Raw genomic sequence first — 20,197 nt, forward strand, 5'->3', positions numbered from 1 at the left:
GACCTGGAGAGGGGAGGGCGGGGTGGGGGCTGTTGGCGTCAGCGTCAGGTGGGGCGCGGCCGCTCACGGGAAGACGCGGTCCACTTCACGCATCGCGGGACGCATGCCGGGGACGGGTGTGTCGACATGGCCGGGAGCACATCGAGGCGTTACGTCCTCGGGACGAAGAGGACGTTGGCGTGCCCGAGTGCAATGCGCGCCAGGTCTCTCCTTATAGAGGAGGCTCATGATGGACACGTTCAAGCTGCGGGTGGCCCGGCCGACGCGGAGCATCGAGCAGGTGGTCCGCTTCTACCGGGATGGGCTGGGCTTCTCGGTGCTGGGCGGCTTCGAGGACCACGACGGATTCGATGGCGTGATGCTTGGGCATCCCGGAGCGCCGTACCACCTGGAGTTCACGGTGGAGCATGGGCATGAAGCGCCGCGCTCGCCTTCGGAGGACAACCTCCTCGTCTTCTATGTGCCCGACCGCGCGCAGTGGGAGGCGTGGGTACGGCGCATGGTGGCCGCGGGCTTCTCGGCCGTGCCTTCCCGCAACCCGTACTGGGACATGCGTGGGAAGACCTTCGAGGACCCCGATGGCTATCGGGTGGTCCTCGAGCAAGCGGAGTGGCGCGCGTGAGCTGACGGCGGCAAGTCCGCGGCGAGCCTGTGCGGCGAGCGGTCCGTGCACACGATGGAGCGCGCGCGGATGTCGGTGGGGTCCGCGCGCTCCTTGGCATCGCGGTGGGGCGCATGTCCGCACAAGTCGTGAGCGCACGCACGGCCGAGTCGATGGATGGGTGTCTCTCCGCTCGCGGATGCGTGATGCCCCAGCGTGCTCCACGTGGAACGTGGAGGCGTGGCACGGCTGTTCGGGCATGGGCCTGTGCGCAACCAGGGGGACCTCCACATCAGGGCTCGTCCACCGGCTCCACGGAGTGCGGTGCGCACCGGCGGGGCCGTGGAGGTGTGTGGTGCTCCGGGAGCTCGCTCCACGGAGTGCGGTGCGTATCGGCGGGAGCGTGGAGGTGTGGTGGTGGTGCGGGAGCGCGCGCGGAGTCTGCCCCACCCGGAGCTGACTGCATGGCGCCGGTCGCGCGCGAGCAGGCGGGACGCGCCGCTCCACGGTGCCGGGCTGTTCGATGAGACGCGAGCACGCAGGTGCGGTGCGGGTGCTGCTCGCGCTGCTGCGAGCCGCTGATGGAGGGCAGTCGGTGCGCAGGGGAGGACGCGTCGGGACTGTCAGCATGAGCAGCGGCGTGATGCGCATCGGGTTCCGAGCTGGCGACGTGTGACCTCGGCTCCAGCTGGAACACGACGGCGGGGATGTCGGGGCACGGGAAGGGGCGGGGCCGTGGATGGAGCTGAGCGTTGGAGATGCTGACGCGCGTGCCAGGTGGAACGAGAAGGCATGGCCCTGCGGCTTCACGCTCCTGATGGCGCCGCGGGTCGCTGCTTCACGGTGCCCGAGCGCGGTGGAGACCGAGCCCCGGCGAGCGCGGACACCTCGAAGACGTGGGCATGCGAATGGACGGGTGCTCCTTGGCGGTGCCCGAGCGCGGTGGAGACCGAGCCCCGGCGAGCGCGGACACCTCGAAGACGTGGGCATGCGAATGGACGTGTGCTCCTTCGCGGTGCCACTGCGGTGCGCCCGTTCCACGTGGAACGCGGCGGCGAGATGGCAGCGCGTTCACGGCGGCGCGGAGGCGCAGGCCGCGTCGGGCGGAACTGGCGTTCCACGTGGAACGAGGAGGCGGGATGGCGGTGTGTTCACGCGGAGCCGCGGGATGAAGGCCGGAGCGTTCCACGTGGAACGTGGACGCAAGGCAGAGGCGGTCGCCCCTGGTGGAGGTGAGGGGGCCGACCGCTGCAGTGCCGCAGCGGCGGGTGCGCGCGTTCCAGGTGACGCTCGGATGGGTGATGGCGCCGTGCTCGTGGTGGAGGTGAAGGGCGCTGGCCGGTGCCGCGGTCCACCTGCACTGACGGGTGCGCGCGTTCCGGGGGGGAGCGCGGATGGGCGATGGCGCCGTGTTCGTGGTGGAAGTGAAGGGCGCTGGTCAGCGCCGCGTTCCACGTGGAACGTGGATGGGGAGACGGCGCCACGTTCAGGGTGGAAGACGAAGGGCGCTGGCTGGAGCACTGCCGCGCGTTGGCCGGTGCCGCGTTCCACGTGGAACGTGGATGGGGAGACGGCGCCACGTTCAGGGTGGAAGGCGAGGGGCGCTGGCTGGAGCACTGCCGCGCGTTGGCCGGTGCCGCGTTCCACGTGGAACGTGGATGGGGAGACGGCGCCACGTTCAGGGTGGAAGGCGAGGGGCGCTGGCCGGAGCACTGCCGCGCGTTGGCCGGTGCCGCGTTCCACGTGGAACGTGGATGGGGAGACGGCGCCAGGTCCAGGGTGGAAGGCGAAGGGGGCTGGCCGGAGCATGGCGGTGCCGGACACGGCCAGCGTTCCACGTGGAACGAGGATGGAGAGCAGGCGTCACGTTCATGGTGGAAGTGAAGGACGCCGGCCGGAGCATGGCGGTGCCGGACACGGCCAGCGTTCCACGTGAAACGTGGATGCGAAGGAGCAGCGCGCGTTCATGGCGGTCGTGATGCTCGGAGCTTCGCGGAGCCGGTTCAGCACCACGTGGTGCACGTGAAGTGGAGCCATGGGTTCTCGCGTCGCGGGCAGGGATGCGAGTGCCCCCGTTCGGCGCGGCTTCGGACCGGGGGGCGTTCCACGTGGAACGCGCATGGAGGTCGACCGTCACCGTGCTCACGCCGCTGACGTGAAGTCCGCGCCGGCACCGGGTGCGCGAAGCGGAGCGTGCGGCGGGATGCGGCGACAGACCTCGCGCGTGTCCTCTTGCTGCACCATCAGCGGTTCGCGTGCCGCGCGTTCCACGTGGAACACGAACGGTGGGGAGTCCTTCAGATGCGCGGGGACCGGAGTCGCAATGGATGCGGCAAGTCCCTGATGACCGCTGGCGAGCGTTCCACGTGGAACGTGGCTGGTGTCGGACGGGCTCGAGGTTCATCGGCTGAACATGCGGCGCGGTGCTCCAGTTCGATGAGGACCTCCGGCGCGTTCCACGTGGAACGTGGAGGTGGCGTGGGGCGCATGCGCATCGGTTCGGCATGGGGCTTCGCGACACCGGCAGGTGAAGGCATCCGGCGGCGCGTTCCACGTGGAACGTGGAGGTGGCGTGGGGCGCATGCGCACCGGTTCGGCATGAGGCTTCGCGGCACCGGCAGGTGAAGGCATCCGGCGGCGCGTTCCACGTGGAACGTGGAGGCGGTGATGGCGTCCCGCGTCCGCTGGTCCGGAATGAGCACTGATGCCGCGAGGAGAAGGCGTTCGTCCGCACGTGCCACGCGGAGCGCTCCGGGCGTTGATGGCTCCGCGTCCCGTGCGCTCGTTGATGTGCGCGGCGTTCGTCCAATGCTCGGGGGCGTTCACGCGTTCCAGGTGGAGGCTCGCGCGCTCGCGAGGTCGACATGGGCTCTGTGCCCGGGTTGGTGCACGCGGCTGACGGCGTGTTCCACGTGAAACGAGGATGCGGCGGGAGGCTCACGCGCTCGCGAGGCGGCAGGAGTCCTCGTGCCTGCACCGGCGACGCGGCGGGCTGCACGTTCCACGTGGAACGCGGATGAGGTCAGGTGGCTCGCGAAGCCGACGAGGCTCGCGGTGCCTTCATCCGGTGCGGAGAGTCGTCGGCACGTTCCACGTGGAACGCGGATGAGGGCGGGGCTCGCGTGGAAGGGACGCGAGTCCGGGTGCCTTCATCCGGTGCGAGAGTCGTCGGCACGTTCCACGTGGAACGCGGATGAGGGCGGGGCTCGCGTGGAAGGGACGCGAGTCCGGGTGTCTTCACCCGGTGGGCACGACTGGCGGCACGTTCCACGTGGAACGCGGACGGCCCGCACGCATGCGCCGGCCACGTGAGGTCTGGTCGCTCCGCTGAAGAAGGCCGGCTGCGCGCCTCGCGTGTAGACCGGAGGGTCTGCGCATCCATGTGCCCGGCATGCGCGGACGCTGGCCTCGGGTGCGGATGCGCCCTCGTTCCACGTGGAACACGGATGGCGCTGAAGAGGGCTCGTGCCGACGTGCCTGGCATGGGCCGGAGCAGGTCTCGGGGGTGGGGGCCTCCGGCTCCCCGTTCCACGTGGAACACGGCTGAAGGTGGCGAGGCCGCGTGCTCACGCGGTGCCCGGGTCTGGCCGCTGGCGCTAAGTCTTCGGGCTCTGCGTTCCACGTGGAACGCGGGTGGAGCTGAAGCGGTGGGTGCCGTCGCGGCCTCGACATGGCACCAGGGGCGGCCGGCGCACGCCGCGGACACCCCGCCCGTTCCATGTGGAGTCGCGATGGAGTTGCGCCTCCGCGTGCTCACGGGGGCGGCATGGCGGCCGACGCGGCGGAGGATGACGGGCACTCGTGCGTTCCACGTGGAACGTGTTGGAGGTGGGCCGTTCGATGCTTCACGAATTCGATGCACGGTCGCGCGCCGCCTCCCGTGGCGGCGATTGATTCAGGACGCGGATGAGTCCTGCCGCGGAACCCCCTCGGCCACGCAGTCGCGGGACTGGTACCTCGGCGTGTTCGGACTGCCCGGAGCATGAGGGCAGTCCAGGCCCCGGCCTCTGTCTCCCAGACCACGGCCTCTCGCCACATCAGCCCTCGGGCCGCCCATCTCCGGAATGGAGCTTCCATTCCGGAGACCTGACAGGCCCTCCTGCTCCAGGTCCCGCCTTCCCGTCAGGTCTGCCCTCGGGCCGCCCATCTATGGAATGGAGCTTCCATTCCGGAGACCTGCCAGGCCCTCCCGCTCCAGGTCCCGCCTTCCCGTCAGGTCTGCCCCGGGCCGCCCGGGTCTGGAATGGAGCTTCCGTTCCAAGTGGGCGTGCAAGGCCAGCGTCAGTCGCGGGCGGCGCCTCGCCTTGTGCGACTCCCAACCGCGCGATGAATGAGCCGCGTGCTCCATGACGAGCGGCCGTGCCGGTGCGCGGCCGATGAAGCCCGCCGCGCGGGTCAGGTCGAGTTCCTCATGCGCCACGCGCGGTGCTCAGGAGTTGTCGCGCATGAGCGCCGGTGTGATGCGCGTCACCGCACCTGCTCCTGGATGAGGTGAGCGCCAGCGCGACGGAGCCGAACCCGCACGACGTGGATGCGCCACGCCACATGCACTTCAGGCCGTGAGGCACGCGAGGTCAGGGAGGGGGCGAAGCCGGGCGAGCGGCCGATACTCCGGAGTCGTGGCGTGGGCATCACGAAGCGGCGCGAGCCACCGGGGGGCGGATGCTGGTTGAGAGACCCGGCTGTGATGCCCGAAGTGGCGCGACCTCCGAAGACGTGCGGGCTCACCTGCCGGGCGTGCGCCGTGGAACGGCGAGAGCGCGGTGGCTGGTGACGCGTTCGGCTCGCCGCCACGCATTCCACGTGGAGCAAGGCTCCATCAGGGAGCTCACGCGCGGCCCGCCGGACACCGCGGGTCAGCCACGGTCGCGGTACTCGTGAGCCAGAGGCGCGCGCCACATCGCCCTGAACTCCCAACACGGTGGTTCTCATGGGCGGTCCGGCCCGTGCCTCGACCAGATGGGCAGGGGAGCCCGGGGCGTTCGATGTGGAGCGCGGAGAGACAGTCCCTCATGGGCCAGTGGCCACGGCGACCAGAGCGCCTCATGCACGTGGCGCGGAGTCGGAGTCCTGGTGGGCGGAGTCGAAGTGGATGCGCAGCAGGCTGGAGCCACATGGCTTCATCACGGGCTCTCGTGTACCGGCCCATCAGGGGCGCGGCTCCCACGAGCCGTTCCAGCGCGCGTGAACCGCGGGCGCTCGCGCGATGGCCCGGTGGACGCGGGGCCCACTCGTGAATGCCGTCCCGGTCGCGAGCCCCGTGGAACTCGGAGGCATGGCAGCCTGGCTCATGAGCGGAGGGACACCCGCGCGGGGGATGAGTCACCGGTGTCGATGGAAGCGCGGTGCTCCACATCGGACACCTGGCCGTGTGCGCCCGGTCAGCAGGCAGGTGGGCTGCTCACTTCGTGCACTCAGGCGGAGGCGGCCCCGAAATCGCGTCCGTGCCGTGCGCGGTACCTGCGGCGCGAACCCGGATATGGCGTGAGCGTGGCCACCATCATCCACATCCAAGGCGGCCCATGCCGCGCGGGGAGGGGTTGTGCGCGGCGCCGGTCCGTCAGGGCGCGCTCGCGTTGCGCGTACGGAGCCGCGACCTCTCTCATGCGGGCTTGTGATGCGCGCCTGACGCCGCGGTGAGCAGTCCCGTCCGAGAGAGTGCATCCACCAGACACGTGCGGCACCGCGCTCCCTCTCCGCGGCGCGCCGCATGTGCGCTCCGAAGTCGCCGTGAGGAAGTCCGGCCGAGAGGATTCATTCACGTGACGCGTGCGCCACCTCGACGGCGCCCCGGTCATGCGCGCCATGCGGCGCCGGAGACCTCGCGAGGACCGCCCCAAACGGACGGAGACCGCCGCACCCCTGGGTTCCTCGTGGAACCCCGGGGACCGAGGCCCGAAATGCGGGCGGAGCCGCTCCTGGCCGCATCCTTATATAGAGGGCTGACACGCGGGGCTCCCCAAGCCTCCCCGGCCCCCCTCCAACCGGCCCGGAAATCCACTTCCCGGCCCCGGGAATCCCGGTCCCGGAAGGCGGCCAGGCAAGGGCCGCCGTGAATTTGATCCGATCCCAAACCGCGTGCTAGCAGCGTGGATCAGCGCGCAACCGTGCGCTGCTTCACGCGCGGGGCCCTGGCACCGGCCGGGGAGAGAGAGGATGGGCCACGTGGGTCGTATCATCTGCATCTCCAACCAGAAGGGCGGCGTGGGGAAGACCACCACCGCCATCAACCTTGCCGCGAGCCTGGCTTCCGCCGAGCGCCGCACGCTCCTGGTGGACATGGACCCGCAAGGCAACGCGGGCAGCGGGCTCGGCCTCAAGCGCGACGACCTCCACGGCACCGTCTACGACGCGCTCCTCAACGGCCGCCCCATGAAGGAGCTGCTCCACCCCACGGAGCTGCGCTACCTCCAGGTCGTCCCCGCCACGCCGGACCTCACCGGCGCCGAGGTGGAGCTGGTCGGCCAGGAGCGCCGCGAGTTCCGTCTCCGCGATGCGCTCCGCCCGCTGGCCGCCGAGTACGACTACATCATCATCGACTGCCCGCCCTCGCTCGGCCTGCTCACGCTCAACGCGCTGGCCGCCGCGGACTCGGTGCTCATCCCGCTGCAGTGCGAGTACTACGCGCTCGAGGGTCTCTCGCAGCTCACGCACACCATCGACCTGGTGAAGCAGGGCCTCAACCCGGCCCTGCAGATGGAGGGCATCCTCCTCACCATGTTCGACTCGCGGGCCAACATCGCCCACCAGGTCGTCGAGGAGGTGCGCGGCTACTTCAAGAAGCAGGTCTTCGAGGTCGTCGTGCCGCGCAACGTGCGCCTGTCCGAGTGCCCGTCCTTCGGCAAGCCCATCATCCTCTATGACATCAAGTCGAAGGGCTGTGAGAGCTACCTGGCGCTCGGCCGGGAGCTCATGAAGCGGGACACCCCCAAGGCGCCCCGCCGGCGAGTGGCCTGAGCTGAAGATATCTGGAAGCAGCGTGGGCTCTCCGAGGTTGCCGGGGGGCCCTTGCCGTTCATGGCCGCCGTGACAGTGCGCGCGGCGCTGGAGTCCACCACGTGGTGAAAGCAGACATGCAGAAGCGGGCGCTTGGCCGAGGGCTCTCCGCCCTCATCCCCCAGGCCGCCCCCGCCCCCGCCGGCAAGGCCGCCGAGCAGGCCGCCAACAAGGCGGGCGTCATCAAGCTCCCCATCGAGTCCATCCACCGCGACAAGGAGCAGCCGCGCCAGCACTTCGACGAGGAGAAGCTCAAGGAGCTCACCGAGTCCATCAAGGTGCAGGGCGTGCTCCAGCCCATCCTCGTCCGCAAGGACGGTGACGGCTACCGCATCATCGCGGGCGAGCGCCGCTGGCGCGCCTCCCAGGCCGCGGGCCTCAAGGAGGTTCCGGCCATCGTCAAGGAGGTGACGGAGGTCCAGGCCTTCGAGCTGGCCCTCGTGGAGAACCTCCAGCGCGCGGACCTCAACCCCATCGAAGAGGCCGAGGGCTACAAGCGCCTCGTCGAGGAGTTCAAGCTCACGCAGGAGCAGGTCAGCCTGCGGGTGGGCAAGGAGCGCTCCACGGTGGCCAACGCCCTGCGGCTGCTCGCGCTGCCCGCGGACGTGAAGGCCATGGTGGCGGACGGCTCGCTCAGCATGGGCCATGCGAGGGCCCTCCTGGGCGTGCCCCGCCTGCCCGAGCTGCAGAACCTGGCGAAGCAGGTCACGGAAAAGAAGCTCTCCGTGCGTGACACGGAGCGGCTCGTCCAGCAGAGTCGCTCCCACGGCAAGAAGGATGCGGGCAAGTCGGCGCCGAAGCAGAGCCCGCAGGTGAAGTCACTGGTGGAGGAGCTTCAGCGGCGGCTGGGGACGAAGGTTCGGCTCACCGAACGAAGCCCCGGAAAGGGCACCATCGAGGTGGACTTCTTCTCGTACGATGACCTCGACCGGCTCTTGAAGCTTCTCAGGAAGGAGTAGGACGTGGCGCTCCTTGGCGGGAAAAAAGACGAAGCACCCAGCAGCAAGCCCCTGTTCAGGCGGGAGGAGGAATCCGTGTCGCAGCGCTCTGGTGAAGTCCACACGCTCCTGGGCAAGGGGAGCGAGTTCGAAGGCAAGCTCACCTTCGAAGGGCAGGTCCGCATCGACGGCAAGTTCAACGGCCAGATCATCACCAAGGACGTGCTCGTCATTGGTGATGGCGCCAAGGTCCAGGCCGAAATCCAGGCGGGCACCGTCATCATCAACGGCCAGGTCGAAGGCAACGTGAAGGCCACCCAAATCATCGAGCTGAAGACGCCCGGCCGCGTGAAGGGCAACCTCGAGACGCCGTCGCTGTCCATGGACCGCGGCGTCATCTTCGAGGGCTCGCTGAAGATGGAGAACCTGGGCACCGGTGCCCGGCCTCCGCCTCCCGGTGGCGAAAAGAAGTAGTGCGCCTCCGGAAGCACATCGCGCCGGCCACCCTGCTGGCGCTCGCCCTGCTGTCCGGCTGCGAGGGCTGCAAGCGGGAGGAGGCCATGCCGTCCGCCTCCTCCTCGGACAGCGGGGCCCGGCCTTCATCCCTGCGCTCGGGGGTGAAGGTGCCGCTGCCGGACGGCTGGTCCGCGCAGGTGGCCCCCGATGACAGCTTCCAGGCGGGCCCGCCCGGCCGCCCGGTGCTCCGGGTGGACCTGCGGCGCGGGCAGGGTGAGCAGCTGCCCTCCGTGGAGGCCCTGGCCGGCCGCGTCCGCGAGGAGCTGAAGAACCACGAGCTGTCACTGGACCAGGAAGAGGAGGAGGCGAACAGCTACTCCCTGCTGCGCATCACCTTCGCGCCGAAGCTGGCGGATGGTGGCGTGGGTGTCCAGGCGCCCGGCTTCTTCGGCGCGCGGCGCGTGGGCAGTGACTTGTTCCTCTGCGCCAGTCTGCCCGGGGCCTCGCAGGAGGATGTGCGGCTGGCCACCGAGGCCTGCCGGAACATCCAGGTCCAGTCCGCGCCGAAGTAGTCCGCGCGAGGCGTTCCACGCGCAACCCCTGGGAGGAACCAGGCAGCCGCGGCGCTCCCGTGAACAACCGGCGTGCGTCGTGTGTCCAACCCGTTATGAACATCGTGAGGCCGCGGATGCCCTGGAGGACAGGACCGTGGGTGCACTTCCGTGCACGCCGCGTCGCCATCGTCGCAACGGGGCTTCCGTAATCCGTCACGGTTTCTTAACCTTGCAGCTCCCCGGCCCGCGGTGGGCGCCCGCTCGGACCCATCAGGACCTCCCACGCAGTGCCTTGCCAGGAGTTCCCGCATGTCGTTCTCCGGAATGCTCCCCCTCCACTTCGCCACCGTGGACCTTGGACCTCTGGGGGAGCAGGTGATTATCGCCGGCGGAGTCATCGCCACGGTGGTCGCGGGACTCTGGGCCGCGTGGACCCGCCCGCAGGCACAGCCCGTTCCCGTCCGCGTGCCCGCGCGCCGCAACCCGCCGCGTCGCTGAGCGCGGCCGTTCCTCCAGGCGGGGCGCGTGAGTTCGAGGCCCCCGCAAAGACATCGGGCGCGGCGGTAGGGGTGTTTCCCCTTCGCGCGCCCGATGAATCCCCCCGGCGGGGGTGTGTTGGCCGACCTCTCCCAGGGTGGACGCGAGAGGGGGCTGAGAAGACCCCGAGTCACTCCGTCGCGCGAACCCACCTTGAGGGAGGGGCCAGGAAGGTCCCCGGCCCTGATGGACCTGACCGCCAGCCACACCCGACCGGCGTCGCACCATTCTCGCGCGCCGCGCCCGGAAGTTGCGTGGCGGACAGGCGACTTCCCTCGAATTTCAACGTTTGAGCGCCAATGACAGGGCGAAGTCGCCCGCGGCGTCCGTCCACCACTCCGTCAGCGTCAGCCCGGCCTCCGCGAGCTCGGCCTCCACCTGCGCCTGCCGGAACTTGCAGCTCACCTCGGTGCGCAGCACCTCGCCCTCGGCGAAGTCCACCCGCCGCCTCAGCGTGGACAGCCACACCGTCTGCGCGCACCGCGACACGAGGCGCATTTCAATCCACGCGTTCTCCTCGTCGAAGGGCGCGAAGTGCTCGAAGGCGTCCGGGTCGAAGTCCCCGCCCAGCTCGCGGTTGAGCACGCGCAGCACGTTGCGGTTGAACTCGGCCGTCACGCCGGCGCGGTCGTTGTACGCGGCGTGCAGCCGCTCGCGGTCCTTGATGAGGTCCGTGCCCAGCAGCAGTCCGTCTCCCGGCCGCAGGCCCGCGGACAGCTCGCGCAGGAAGAGCGCGCGCTGCGCCGGCTTGAAGTTGCCGATGGTGCCTCCGAGGAACGCCACCAGCCGCCGGCCTCCGCCGGGGAGCTGGCCCAGGTGGCGCTCGAAGTCGCCCACCACCGCGTGCACGGTGATGCCGGGGTACTCGCGCGCCAGGTCCGCCGCCGCGCGCCGGAGGAAGGCCTCGCTCACGTCGAACGGCACGAAGCGCGACAGCTGGCCCGCCTCCTCCATGGCATCCAGCAGCAGGCGCGTCTTCTCGCTGGTGCCGCTGCCCAGCTCAATCATCGTGTCCGCGCCGCTCAGCCGCGCCACGTCCCCCGCGTGGGCGAGCAGGATTTCGCGCTCGCGCCGCGTGGGGTAGTACTCCGGCAGCCGGGTGATGTCGTCGAAGAGCTGGCTGCCCCGCTCGTCATAGAGCCACTTGGGAGACAGCTCCTTGGGCCTGCCGCAGAGGCCCTCGAGCACCTCGGCCCTCAGCGCGCGCTTCGCGTCGCCCGGCCGCACGTATACGTCCACTCGCACGCCCGGGGCTCCCGGCGTGCCCGTCCCCACCATCTGCGCAGTCCTCACCCGCATCGCCTCACCTCACGTCCCGTGCACAGCGGAAGCCGGCGAAGATGTGCCGCCGGATGGGGAAGTCCCAGTTGCGGAAGCCGTTGCGCACCGCCACCGGCGCGCTGGCCCACGCCCCTCCCCGAAGAACCTTGTAGTCCTCGCCGAAGAACACCTCGGAGTACTCGCGGTAGGGGAACGCGCGGAAGCCGGCGTACGGGCGGAAGTCGCTCGCCGTCCATTCCCACACGTCGCCCAGGAGGCCCCAGACGCCGTTGTGACTCACGCCCGCCGCGTAGCTGCCCACCGGCGCCGGGCCCCACGTGTCGCCGCCCAGGTTGGCGTGCGCCTCCGTCGGCGCCGCGTCTCCCCACGGGTGCTCGCGCGGCGTGCCGTCACTGCCGCGCGCGGCCTTCTCCCACTCGGCCTCGGTGGGCAGCCGCTTGCCGGCCCAGCGCGCGTACGCGTCCGCCTCGTACCAGCACACGTGCTGCACCGGCTCATCCCTGGGCAGCGGCTCCACCCGGCCGAAGCGCCGCCTCAGCCAGACATGGTTGCCCTGGGGCAGCCAGAACCGGGGGTGCTCGAGTCTCTCGGCCTGGACGAAGTCCCAGCCCTTCGGGTGCCACCAGCGCGCGTCCTCGTAGCCGCCCGACTCGACGAAGACGAGGTAGTCGCCATTCGTCACCGGGTGCGCGTCCAGCAGGAACGCGGGGACTTCCGTCATGAACGCGGGCCGCTCGTTGTCGTAGGCCCAGGCGCCGTCACTGCCCAGGCGCACCGGGCCTCCCGGGATGAGCACCTCCGCCAGCGGCACCGCGCCGGGGCGGGGGCGCGCGCGGGGCGAGGGCACGCGGTACTCCACCGACGTCATCAACTGCAGCGTGGCGGCCAGCGTCTCCGCGTGCTGCTGCTCGTGCTGCGCCACCATGCCGAAGACGAAGCCGCCCTCCAGCAGGGGCGCGTGCGAGTCCTCGGGCAGCGAGTCCAGGTGCTCGCGCACCGCCTCGCGCACGCGGGCGGCGTAGGTGAAGGCGGCCTCGGGGCGCAGCAACGGCAGCTCCGCGCGCGTGGCGCGGGGGTGCCGGAAGGCGTCGTAGATGGCGTCGAACGCGGAGTCGGTGAAGGCCGGAGCGCCCAGCGCGCGCAGCAGCCACTGCTCCTCGTAGTTGGCCACGTGCGCCACGTCCCAGATGAGCGGCGACATGAGTGGCGAGTGCTGCCGCAGGAGCTCCGCTTCCGGTAGCCCCGCGAGCATGTTCAACACGCGGGCGCGGGAGGCCTCCAGCTCGGCCCAGGCCCGCGACTTCCACGGACGTATCTCACCGCCCTGCCGTTGGACCCCCCGGCCCTCTGCGATACGGGACATCACCCCTCCAAGCTAGGGAGGCTCCCCGCACGGAGGTAAGCCCGGGCCCACCTCCGCCCGAGCCTCCCGTGTGGGACTGCACGTTGCTCCCGCGCGGACGTGCCCTCCTGTACGGCCCACCCATTCTTCCGTTTCGCGCCGACTCCGGAAATCTCGTGACTATGTTGCAGCTCAAATGGAATTGTCCAGATTTGGGGCGCGCCTTCGCGAGCGCGAGGGGTTTTCTGTCCACTAATGCTGGCTATTGAACGGGTGCGGGTCGCCGTGAGTGGCGCGGGGCTTCTATGCTTTCGCGCATGTCCACCGCTGCGCCGCGCAGGGCCGTGCTCGTCGTGGAGGATGACGAGGACATCCGGGCCGCCATCGCGGAAATCCTGGAGGGGGAGGGCTACGAGGTCGCCATCGCCGCGAACGGCGGCGAGGCGCTCGACGAGCTGGAGCACCTGCGCCGTCCCTGCCTCATCCTGCTGGACTTGATGATGCCGGTGATGAACGGCCACGAGTTCCTGGCGCGCATCCAGGACATGCCGCGGATGCGGGGCGTGCCCGTGCTGGTGCTCACCGCCGTCTCCACGGAGGCGCCGCCGGGCGCGCGAGGGCTGCTGCGCAAGCCCTTCATCGTCGAGGAGCTGCTGGACGCGGTGCACACGTTCTGCGGCCCCGACACGTGAGACTCACGGGCCGCGCGGCACGCGGACCAGCGCCAGCAGCGTGAGGGTGCGCGAGCGCTCGTCCCACGTGTACTCCAGCTCCAGCCCATGCTGCGGCACCGGGTGCCGGGCGAGTCCACCGGAGGCCTCGGGGGCGCGCGTGGCGGCATCGCCGAGCCGCTCCAGCACCTCCTGCAGCGCCACGAAGGCCTCCGCGGGCATCCGCCCCACCTCGCGCCAGGCCTGGGGCGCATAGTGCACGCGGTGGGGACCCTGGCTGCGGTGGTGGAGCTTCGGCATACCCGGCTTCGTCGTTCCCTTTCACCTCCGAGCCATGCCAACGGCGTGCCTGCCCCCCCGTACTCCGGGTTCCAGGGGAGCGGCACTGGCAGGCCGCCACCCGGGGGAAGGAGTTACAGGCCGCCGCGGCGGGAGGAGGAAGAAACGACAGGGAACGGGGCCGCGCGGCTTCAGGGGGCGCCGCACGCGAGCCACTCGGCGAGCTGGCGGCGCTCATCGTCCGTGGGGCGCGGGTCGCTGGGGGGCATGTCGCTGTTCACGCTGCCGTCCGCGTTGGCTCCGGCCTCTTCGTTCATCTCGTCCGCGTTGGCGCGCACGACGTCTATCTGGTCCCAGTTGAGTCCCTCGGGCGCGCCGTTGCGGGCGGCTCCCGTCCGCGTGGAGCTGTGGCAGCGCGTGCAGTAGCTGTCCAGGAAGGCGCGGCCGAAGTTCTGCTCCGTGAGTTGTGTGCCGCCGGGCGGGCAGCTCACCGCGCCTCCGTCATCCGGCGTCTCGTCATCGTCATCGTCATCACAACCGGACACGAGGGTGAGGCAGGCGAGCACGGCGAGCCAGCCAGGCAGGCGAGACATGTGGGGACTCCTCCGGCGAGCCTGGGGTTCTTGCAACACGGTGGCTCGCCTGCCTCCCGGATAGCGGAGCGGGCCCTGTCGGCGTCACTGACCGGCGGTGTCGCTTCCACGTCGGGCAGAGGACTGCACGGGTGCTCGCCGGGGAGGCGAAGTCCCGGGCCCCCGCCATGCACCGGCTGCCCGCCCGCGCCGCGCGTGGCCACGTTGACGCCGGGGCCCGCGAGTGCGGCGGCCCCGGGCAAGGAGGAATGATGGCTCGGCGGAGGTACACCCCCTGGTCCGCCACGAACGGGCTGCTCTTCGGCCTGGCCGCGGGCGTGGTGCTGGCGCTGGCGGAGGTGGTGCTGGCCGTGGCGACGGGCGACAGCCCGCTGCGCCCGGTGCGCATGTCCGCCGGGGTGGCGCTGGGGCCGCCCGCCTTCACTCCACAGGTGTCCAACGGCACGGCGCTCCTGGCAGGGCTCGGTGTCCACTTCGCGTTGTCCGCCGTCGCCGGGCTCGTCTACTCGTTCCTGGATGCCATGCTGCCGCCGGACGGGCGGGGGCGCTGGGAGTTCCAGTCCGCGGTGGGGATGCTCTACGGCATCGCCGTCTGGCTGGTGAGCTTCCAGTTCATCGGGCGCGGCTACTACCCGTGGTTCCTGGAGGTGGCGCAGTTTCCGCAGATTGTCCTGCACTCCGTCTTCCTGGGCCTGCCGCTGGCGATGCTCTTCACCGCCGCCGAGCGCCGTCGCGCGCTGATGGACGCGGGAGAAGCGGCGGCGTGAGTGCGGCGGGTGTGCCGCACGGCAATGGAGGCGCCGGCGGCCGGGTGGAGCGTGCGGCGCGCCTGTTTGAAAAAACGCTGAAGGTATGGTGAAAGTACCCGACCTTGAGGGTTATCTATGGGCCTCCGAGGCGCCTGGAACGGGGCCCCTCCTTTCGTGGACTGAAACACGCATGGACACAGAACTGGCGAGCATGCTGGGAGCCGCATCGAGAGCCGCCCGGGTGCGAATGGGACTGACGCAGGCGGATGTCGCGGAGCGGATTGGCATGGCGTCGGAGGTGTACGGGCGGCTGGAGCGGGGGCACATGCTGCCCAGCGTGCAGAACCTGCGCCGGCTGTGCGTGGTGCTGAACGTGCCGCCGCACGAGCTGCTCGGCCTCGGGGAGAACCTGTCGGCCCCGCCGCCCGCGAAGGACAAGGCGGTGGGCACCGCGAAGGTTCGCGAGGACGACACGCCGGAGATGCGCCGGCTGATGCGCAACCTGCGCAAGCTGTCCCCCGTGCAGCTCAAGCTGATGAACCTGGTCGCCTCGGCCATGCAGCAGAAGAAGAAGTGAGGCCCGGTCGGGCCCTGACGCCGTGATGGCGTGGGGGCCCGCGCCGTGGCGGCTCGCGCGGGCCCATGCGTCACCACCGGTCGACCAGCACATATTCGTCACCTCGCAACCAGATGGGCTTCTTCGGGGTGGACCCCTGGGCATGGAGGACCTTGCGCCGCTTCACGTTCCCCACCCGGGCACAGATGGGGATGCGGCTCGGCGAGGACTTCCAGGTGCGTGGGATGTCGGCCTCGAACCACTGGATTTCCGCTTCATCCCCGTCCACCCACGCCCATCCATACAGAATGGTGCCGTTCGGGAAGGCACGGTCATCGCGGGTAATGCTCGTGATGACGCCCGTTCTCAGGCCTCCAACGAGGATGTCACCGTCGACGTAGTCCTGGTGGTAGTCGAGCTGGACGGCGCCTACCAGGGGCAGCTCGTACGGCTCTCCGTACTTCCGCAACTCCTCCTTCATGAGCCGCAGCGCAGTGGGGGGACAGGGCTGGTCCCTGCGAGGTTGCGCTCCCACCGGAGTCGCATAGGGCGTGCTCGCGCAGTGGAGGCTGGCGGCGGCCGCGAAGCCCGCGATGCAGACCGGCAGTGAGCGCGTCAGCTTGGAGGTTCCAGGAGTCGTCGGGTTCGTCACGGTCTCTTCTCTCGTGGTGGGGGAGGGCTCCGAAGGTTCCGCATCCATACCCGAAGCCGAGAGGGGTGGTGCCGCCATGGAGGCAGTGGGCTCTGGAGCGGCGTGCGAGGCAGGGGCCCGGGCCAGGAAGGTTTCATGGAGCGAGGGCGGGCCCGCGCTCTTCCACCCGAGCACGGCCAGCAGACCGAGGAGCACCCCCGCGCCCATCAGGTGCCACGAGGCGAAACGGCGGGAGCGGAGCACGGGAGTGAATGGGGACGCAGATGGGGTGGAAGAACGCGCGGGGTGGCGGGCCTGGGCCGGAGCGGCCGGGGGGCGTCGGCGGGTAGGAAGCAGGTGCGGCGCGGCGCCCGCGGGAGCCAACCGCGTGGGGGATGATGGAGCGGGCTCTTCCGTGGACTGCGGGGGGAACAAGGGCTTGTCCCACTCGGGACCGGCGGCGCGTAGCGCTTCCTCGATGGCGGCGTGCAGTGCCTCGCCATGCGGGAACCGGTCCCTGGCTCGCTTCTGGAGCAGCCGCAGCACGATGGCTTCCAGCGGGGTGGGCACCCGCGGGTTCACCGTCGAAGGAAGAGGCGGCAGGCGCTCCTCGATGTGCTCGATGAGCACCTCCCGTGGGAGGGTGGGCGAGAAGGCCGGCACACCCGCCAACACTTCGTAGAACGTCACCCCCAGGGCGTACAGGTCATCCGTCGCCCGGAAGGGATAGCGTGCGTCGGGCCGCGTGTAGTGCTCGCGGTGGAAGCGCAGGGCCTCCGGGGCGCGGTAGTGCGGTGTGCCAGGAGGAAGCACGCTCTCGGTGAGTGGAGGCGCCTCTGCGTGGTCCGCGCTGCCGAAGTCCACCAGGATGGGCTCCTCGTCCACGGCGCGCACGAGGATGTTGGATGGCTTGAGGTCGCGGTGGAAGACATCACGCGCATGGAGCTCCCCCAGCGTCCTCGCGAGCCGGGCGAAGAGACGTGCCACCCCGCGTGCCGACGGGCGCACCTGCCTCACCCATCCGGACAGGGTGGTGCCCTCCACGAAGTCCATGACCACGTAGTGGTAGCCGGTCCGTGCATCGGGCCACCGGCCGTGGGACCAGACTCGGACCACGTTCGGGTGGATGGCCTGGAGCAGACAGGCCAGCTCCTTCATGGCCCGCGCGTCGGTGTGATTGAGGTCGTCACTGCCCGGGCTTCGCAGGGCGAACTTGAGGGCGTGGAGCCGCCCCTCGTGTTCCACCTGGAACACGATGCCGAAGGAGCCCGAGCCGAGCTGCGCCAGGATGCGCCAGGGGCCCACCGACATGCCGGGGTGGAGCGCCAGTGGGTGTGTCATCGTCAAGGCCCCTCCCCGGAGGAAGGCCGCATGAGGCGTACCCCCTGAAGTTCCAGGACTCGCGGCCCGCCCTGTTCATGGAGGTCGATTCGCAGCGACTCGGACGTGAAGGACGGGCGGGCCCGGAACTCGAGGACGAGCCGTCCCATGGCCCCAGGCTGGAGTGCCTGCACATCCAGGTCCTTCGAGCGGACGGGAACGGCTTCTCCTGTCTGCTCGACATGAACCTCCACCCGGCCGGGCCGCCAGGGTGCATGCCCCTCCATGAGAAAGAGGGGGAGCTCGAAGGCCAGGAGGCCGGGCGCGATGAACGCGCGCATCCCGGCCCGGTGGACCATCAGCGGGCCGGCGGCCCCCCGGATACGGTAGCGCAGCCCCTCCGCGACGATGCCGTCCCCCAGGTCCCGGGAGAAGAGGAGGTTGGAGAAGCGCCCCGAGTCCTCGCAGCGGGCCTGCACGGCACCGAGGTGTTCCACGAGCGCCTCGGGTGCGAGCGCGGTGCGGAAGACGCGGACCTGGAGGTCCACCTCCCCGGGGTGCGCCATGAGGGCGAACGTCACCCGGTTGGGGATGTGGCCGTCGGCGAAGCGCAGCGTGAGGGGGATGCGCTCCTGGGGCGTGAGCTCCATGCGGGGCAGGAGGATGAGGGCGCGCTCGGTGAGGTCGATGCGCTCGAACCGCTCGCGCGACGCGCCCAGCTCCAGGCTGGCGGGCAGCACGGGTGAGTCGAACAGCAGCACGGTGGCCATCCCCACGGCCACATGCACGACGTGAGGCGTCGCCGGGGCCTCCGCCGAAAGGGTGATGTGCCGCTGCCGCATCTGCCGCTCCGCACCCGTGTCTCCCGCAACCGCCGCCATACCTGCCAAGGTGGTAAGAACGAGCATGACCCGAGAAAGTGGTTGGAGCAAGCGCTGACGACCTCCTGGGTTCTGACCCTAGCAGGGAGGGACGACATGTGAAGACCCAAGGGGTAGGCAGGCCGCTGGGGCCGCGGGGACGGTGTCGAGGGCGGAGTTCGGACCTTCTTCGAGGACCCGTTCATGCGCCTGACGTGCCATGGCTGTCATGAGGACAACGGACGGGACTCCATGGCCACGCCGCTGCCGGAGTGAGACGCGGCCACCGCGCGCCGGGGCGCGTACACTGCGCGGCCATGGTCGACGAGCTCGTGCGCAGGCTGGGCCTGGTGCCCCATCCCGAGGGTGGCTTCTACAAGGAGACGTACCGCGCGGCGCTGGCGGTGGAGACGCCGCGTGGCACGCGCTCGGCGGGCACGGCCATCTACTACCTGCTGCCCCGCGGCGCGTTCGCCGCGTGGCACCGGGTGACCTCGGATGAGGTGTGGCATTTCTACGACGGGCACCCGCTGGAGCTGCTCCTGGTGGGAGAGGACGGCCGGCTGGAGAAGGTGGTGATGGGGCGGGACGTGACGAAGGGCGAGCAGCCGCAGGTGGTGGTGCGTGCGGGGGTGTTGCAGGCGGCGGTGCCTCGAGGGGAGTTCACGCTGGTCGGTTGCACCGTGTCTCCGGGCTTCGACTTCGCGGACTGGGAGATGCCGTCCGCGGAGTCGCTCGTGGCGATGTACCCGGAATATGCCGAGGTGATGCGGCAGCTCGCGAAGGGCTGAAGCTTGGCGGCCGGGCTCGAAATTTCCGGAGGTGCTGTGCCGGTGTGCCGTGAGGCACTGCCGCTGAGGTGCGTGTGAGCGGAGCGTCATGCAAGCTGCCCACGCATGAGGACAGCGCCCCTGCTGCTGCGCATGGCCCTGGCCTGCTGCTTCGCTCTGCCCACGTCGTGTGCCACGTCACCGGACGGAGGCCCGGGTGAAGACGGAGCGTCGGCCCGGCCCGAAGTGGTGCGGACCACGCGGTTGTCCGGAGACCGCGTGCGGCTCGACTTCAGTCCGCGGGCGCCTGCCCCGGTGCTGGAGGCGCTGAGCCCGGAGGAGGTCCGCGCGGTGCTCGCCGGTTTCCACCAGGCCTTGCGGCAGGCTCCCGCGCCTCGCCTTCAGCGGGCACTCGTGATGGCGGGGGCCTCGGGCGCGCCGGCCGCGTGGGAGCTTCAGCTCCGGCGGGAGTTCCTCGCGAGGTACGGGCCGTCACGGCTGCCGTTGCCCGACTCCGTGGAGCACAGCCGCCTCTTCCACGCGCTGCGGAGGTCGACGCGCTACATGGGCCCGGGCATCAGGGCTGACGTGGCAGAGCGCGACGTCGGTGCAGATGGTGGCGGACGGCACGCTGGTGGTCAGCGGCGTGGCGGTGGGCACGGCGGCCGGCTCCGCGTCAGGTGGGGTGGGCAGTGCCTGCACCGATGGCTCGGTGAAGAAGGACGGTTACCAGTGGCATCACCTCGCCACGAACAAGAACAACGCTTCCGAAATACGGGGCGGGCCGTGGACGCCCCGCTTCGAGGACCTCTTCGCGAGGGCCGGGATGAGCCTGGAGGACCCGGCGAATCTCGTCTACTTGTTGGGCCACCAGGGGCCGCATCCCGAGGCGTACCACTCGGAGGTCTTCAAGCGGCTCGAGGATGCGCTTGGAGAGTGTGACGCGGTTCCAAGATGCAGGCCCAGACTTGTGCAGGAACTTCAGAAGCTCATGAGCGATGTCTGCACTCCAGGGACACGACTCCATCAATGGGCAACCCACCCCTGAAAACCATGTAGAGCG

Annotated in this window: 17 protein-coding genes; 11 read left to right on the forward strand and 6 right to left on the reverse strand. The window is 70.2% G+C overall.

Annotated elements, in window-relative coordinates; translation table 11 throughout:
- Positions 1-226: 226 nt before the first annotated feature.
- The 6 genes from K8638_RS21810 (at position 227) to K8638_RS21835 (ending at position 10,043) form a co-directional block, all read left to right on the forward strand.
- Positions 227-622: a VOC family protein gene (locus K8638_RS21810; protein WP_223756508.1), complete on the forward strand. Its 396-nt coding sequence runs from the start codon at positions 227-229 to the stop codon at positions 620-622.
- A gap of 6,144 nt (positions 623-6,766) precedes the next feature.
- A complete protein-coding gene (locus K8638_RS21815) occupies positions 6,767-7,558 on the forward strand; it encodes an AAA family ATPase (RefSeq protein WP_223756509.1) in 792 nt (263 codons plus the stop codon).
- A gap of 101 nt (positions 7,559-7,659) precedes the next feature.
- Complete coding sequence (locus K8638_RS21820) at positions 7,660-8,556, forward strand: ParB/RepB/Spo0J family partition protein (protein ID WP_223756510.1); 897 nt, start codon at positions 7,660-7,662, stop codon at positions 8,554-8,556.
- A 3-nt stretch (positions 8,557-8,559) separates the two neighbouring features.
- A complete protein-coding gene (bacM, locus tag K8638_RS21825; protein ID WP_223756511.1) occupies positions 8,560-9,009 on the forward strand; it encodes a bactofilin BacM in 450 nt (149 codons plus the stop codon).
- Complete coding sequence (locus K8638_RS21830) at positions 9,009-9,563, forward strand: hypothetical protein (RefSeq protein WP_223756512.1); 555 nt, start codon at positions 9,009-9,011, stop codon at positions 9,561-9,563. The genes bacM and K8638_RS21830 overlap by 1 nt, the downstream gene beginning before the upstream one ends.
- Before the next feature lie 291 nt (positions 9,564-9,854).
- Positions 9,855-10,043 carry a hypothetical protein gene (locus K8638_RS21835; RefSeq protein WP_223756513.1) on the forward strand — a complete coding sequence of 63 codons (189 nt, stop codon included), beginning with the start codon at positions 9,855-9,857 and terminating at the stop codon, positions 10,041-10,043.
- 321 nt (positions 10,044-10,364) lie between these two features.
- On the opposite strand, the gene egtD is transcribed toward K8638_RS21835, so the two are convergent.
- Together egtD and egtB are read right to left on the reverse strand one after the other, a co-directional pair.
- Positions 10,365-11,360: an L-histidine N(alpha)-methyltransferase gene (gene egtD, locus K8638_RS21840; RefSeq protein ID WP_370644083.1), complete on the reverse strand. Its 996-nt coding sequence runs from the start codon at positions 11,358-11,360 to the stop codon at positions 10,365-10,367.
- Positions 11,361-11,385: 25 nt separating this feature from the next.
- Entirely contained in the window at positions 11,386-12,726 is a 1,341-nt protein-coding gene (egtB, locus tag K8638_RS21845) for an ergothioneine biosynthesis protein EgtB (protein WP_223756515.1), read from the reverse strand.
- A gap of 296 nt (positions 12,727-13,022) precedes the next feature.
- Here egtB and K8638_RS21850 point away from each other — a divergent pair, with 296 nt between their 5' ends.
- Positions 13,023-13,397, forward strand: a complete 375-nt coding sequence (locus K8638_RS21850; RefSeq protein ID WP_223756516.1) for a response regulator — start codon at positions 13,023-13,025, stop codon at positions 13,395-13,397.
- Positions 13,398-13,400: 3 nt separating this feature from the next.
- Here the strand turns inward: K8638_RS21850 and K8638_RS21855 are convergent, their stop codons facing one another.
- Complete coding sequence (locus K8638_RS21855) at positions 13,401-13,676, reverse strand: hypothetical protein (RefSeq protein WP_223756517.1); 276 nt, start codon at positions 13,674-13,676, stop codon at positions 13,401-13,403.
- A 170-nt stretch (positions 13,677-13,846) separates the two neighbouring features.
- Entirely contained in the window at positions 13,847-14,248 is a 402-nt protein-coding gene (locus K8638_RS21860; RefSeq protein WP_223756518.1) for a c-type cytochrome, read from the reverse strand.
- Positions 14,249-14,499: 251 nt separating this feature from the next.
- Between K8638_RS21860 and K8638_RS21865 the strand changes: the two genes are divergently transcribed.
- Entirely contained in the window at positions 14,500-15,015 is a 516-nt protein-coding gene (locus K8638_RS21865) for a hypothetical protein (protein ID WP_223756519.1), read from the forward strand.
- A 172-nt stretch (positions 15,016-15,187) separates the two neighbouring features.
- Positions 15,188-15,574 (forward strand): helix-turn-helix domain-containing protein, encoded by a 387-nt coding sequence (locus K8638_RS21870; protein WP_223756520.1) that lies wholly within the window; start codon positions 15,188-15,190, stop codon positions 15,572-15,574.
- A gap of 70 nt (positions 15,575-15,644) precedes the next feature.
- Here K8638_RS21870 and K8638_RS21875 read toward each other — a convergent pair whose 3' ends face one another.
- Together K8638_RS21875 and K8638_RS21880 are read right to left on the reverse strand one after the other, a co-directional pair.
- Complete coding sequence (locus tag K8638_RS21875; protein ID WP_223756521.1) at positions 15,645-17,525, reverse strand: serine/threonine-protein kinase; 1,881 nt, start codon at positions 17,523-17,525, stop codon at positions 15,645-15,647.
- Between the two features lie 2 nt (positions 17,526-17,527).
- Positions 17,528-18,412, reverse strand: coding sequence for a DUF2381 family protein (locus K8638_RS21880; protein ID WP_223756522.1), 885 nt, complete (start codon positions 18,410-18,412; stop codon positions 17,528-17,530).
- Between the two features lie 269 nt (positions 18,413-18,681).
- Between K8638_RS21880 and K8638_RS21885 the strand changes: the two genes are divergently transcribed.
- Both K8638_RS21885 and K8638_RS21890 read left to right on the forward strand, forming a co-directional pair.
- A complete protein-coding gene (locus K8638_RS21885) occupies positions 18,682-19,155 on the forward strand; it encodes a cupin domain-containing protein (protein WP_223756523.1) in 474 nt (157 codons plus the stop codon).
- 592 nt (positions 19,156-19,747) lie between these two features.
- Positions 19,748-20,182 carry an AHH domain-containing protein gene (locus K8638_RS21890; protein ID WP_223756672.1) on the forward strand — a complete coding sequence of 145 codons (435 nt, stop codon included), beginning with the start codon at positions 19,748-19,750 and terminating at the stop codon, positions 20,180-20,182.
- Positions 20,183-20,197: the final 15 nt, after the last annotated feature.

It is taken from the genome of Myxococcus sp. RHSTA-1-4 (assembly GCF_020037125.1).
In the GTDB taxonomy this organism is placed as follows: Bacteria; Myxococcota; Myxococcia; order Myxococcales; family Myxococcaceae; genus Myxococcus.

What these genes read in the sequence shown, in the direction of transcription:
- K8638_RS21875 (WP_223756521.1), bottom strand. Translation starts at nt 17,525, where the DNA reads ATGACACACCCACTGGCGCTCCACCCCGGCATGTCGGTGGGCCCCTGG.
- egtD (WP_370644083.1), bottom strand. Translation starts at nt 11,360, where the DNA reads ATGGTGGGGACGGGCACGCCGGGAGCCCCGGGCGTGCGAGTGGACGTA.
- K8638_RS21850 (WP_223756516.1), top strand. Translation starts at nt 13,023, where the DNA reads ATGTCCACCGCTGCGCCGCGCAGGGCCGTGCTCGTCGTGGAGGATGAC.
- K8638_RS21880 (WP_223756522.1), bottom strand. Translation starts at nt 18,412, where the DNA reads ATGCTCGTTCTTACCACCTTGGCAGGTATGGCGGCGGTTGCGGGAGAC.
- K8638_RS21855 (WP_223756517.1), bottom strand. Translation starts at nt 13,676, where the DNA reads ATGCCGAAGCTCCACCACCGCAGCCAGGGTCCCCACCGCGTGCACTAT.
- K8638_RS21835 (WP_223756513.1), top strand. Translation starts at nt 9,855, where the DNA reads ATGTCGTTCTCCGGAATGCTCCCCCTCCACTTCGCCACCGTGGACCTT.
- K8638_RS21870 (WP_223756520.1), top strand. Translation starts at nt 15,188, where the DNA reads ATGGACACAGAACTGGCGAGCATGCTGGGAGCCGCATCGAGAGCCGCC.
- K8638_RS21865 (WP_223756519.1), top strand. Translation starts at nt 14,500, where the DNA reads ATGGCTCGGCGGAGGTACACCCCCTGGTCCGCCACGAACGGGCTGCTC.
- K8638_RS21890 (WP_223756672.1), top strand. Translation starts at nt 19,748, where the DNA reads ATGGTGGCGGACGGCACGCTGGTGGTCAGCGGCGTGGCGGTGGGCACG.
- K8638_RS21810 (WP_223756508.1), top strand. Translation starts at nt 227, where the DNA reads ATGATGGACACGTTCAAGCTGCGGGTGGCCCGGCCGACGCGGAGCATC.
- egtB (WP_223756515.1), bottom strand. Translation starts at nt 12,726, where the DNA reads ATGTCCCGTATCGCAGAGGGCCGGGGGGTCCAACGGCAGGGCGGTGAG.
- K8638_RS21885 (WP_223756523.1), top strand. Translation starts at nt 18,682, where the DNA reads ATGGTCGACGAGCTCGTGCGCAGGCTGGGCCTGGTGCCCCATCCCGAG.
- K8638_RS21860 (WP_223756518.1), bottom strand. Translation starts at nt 14,248, where the DNA reads ATGTCTCGCCTGCCTGGCTGGCTCGCCGTGCTCGCCTGCCTCACCCTC.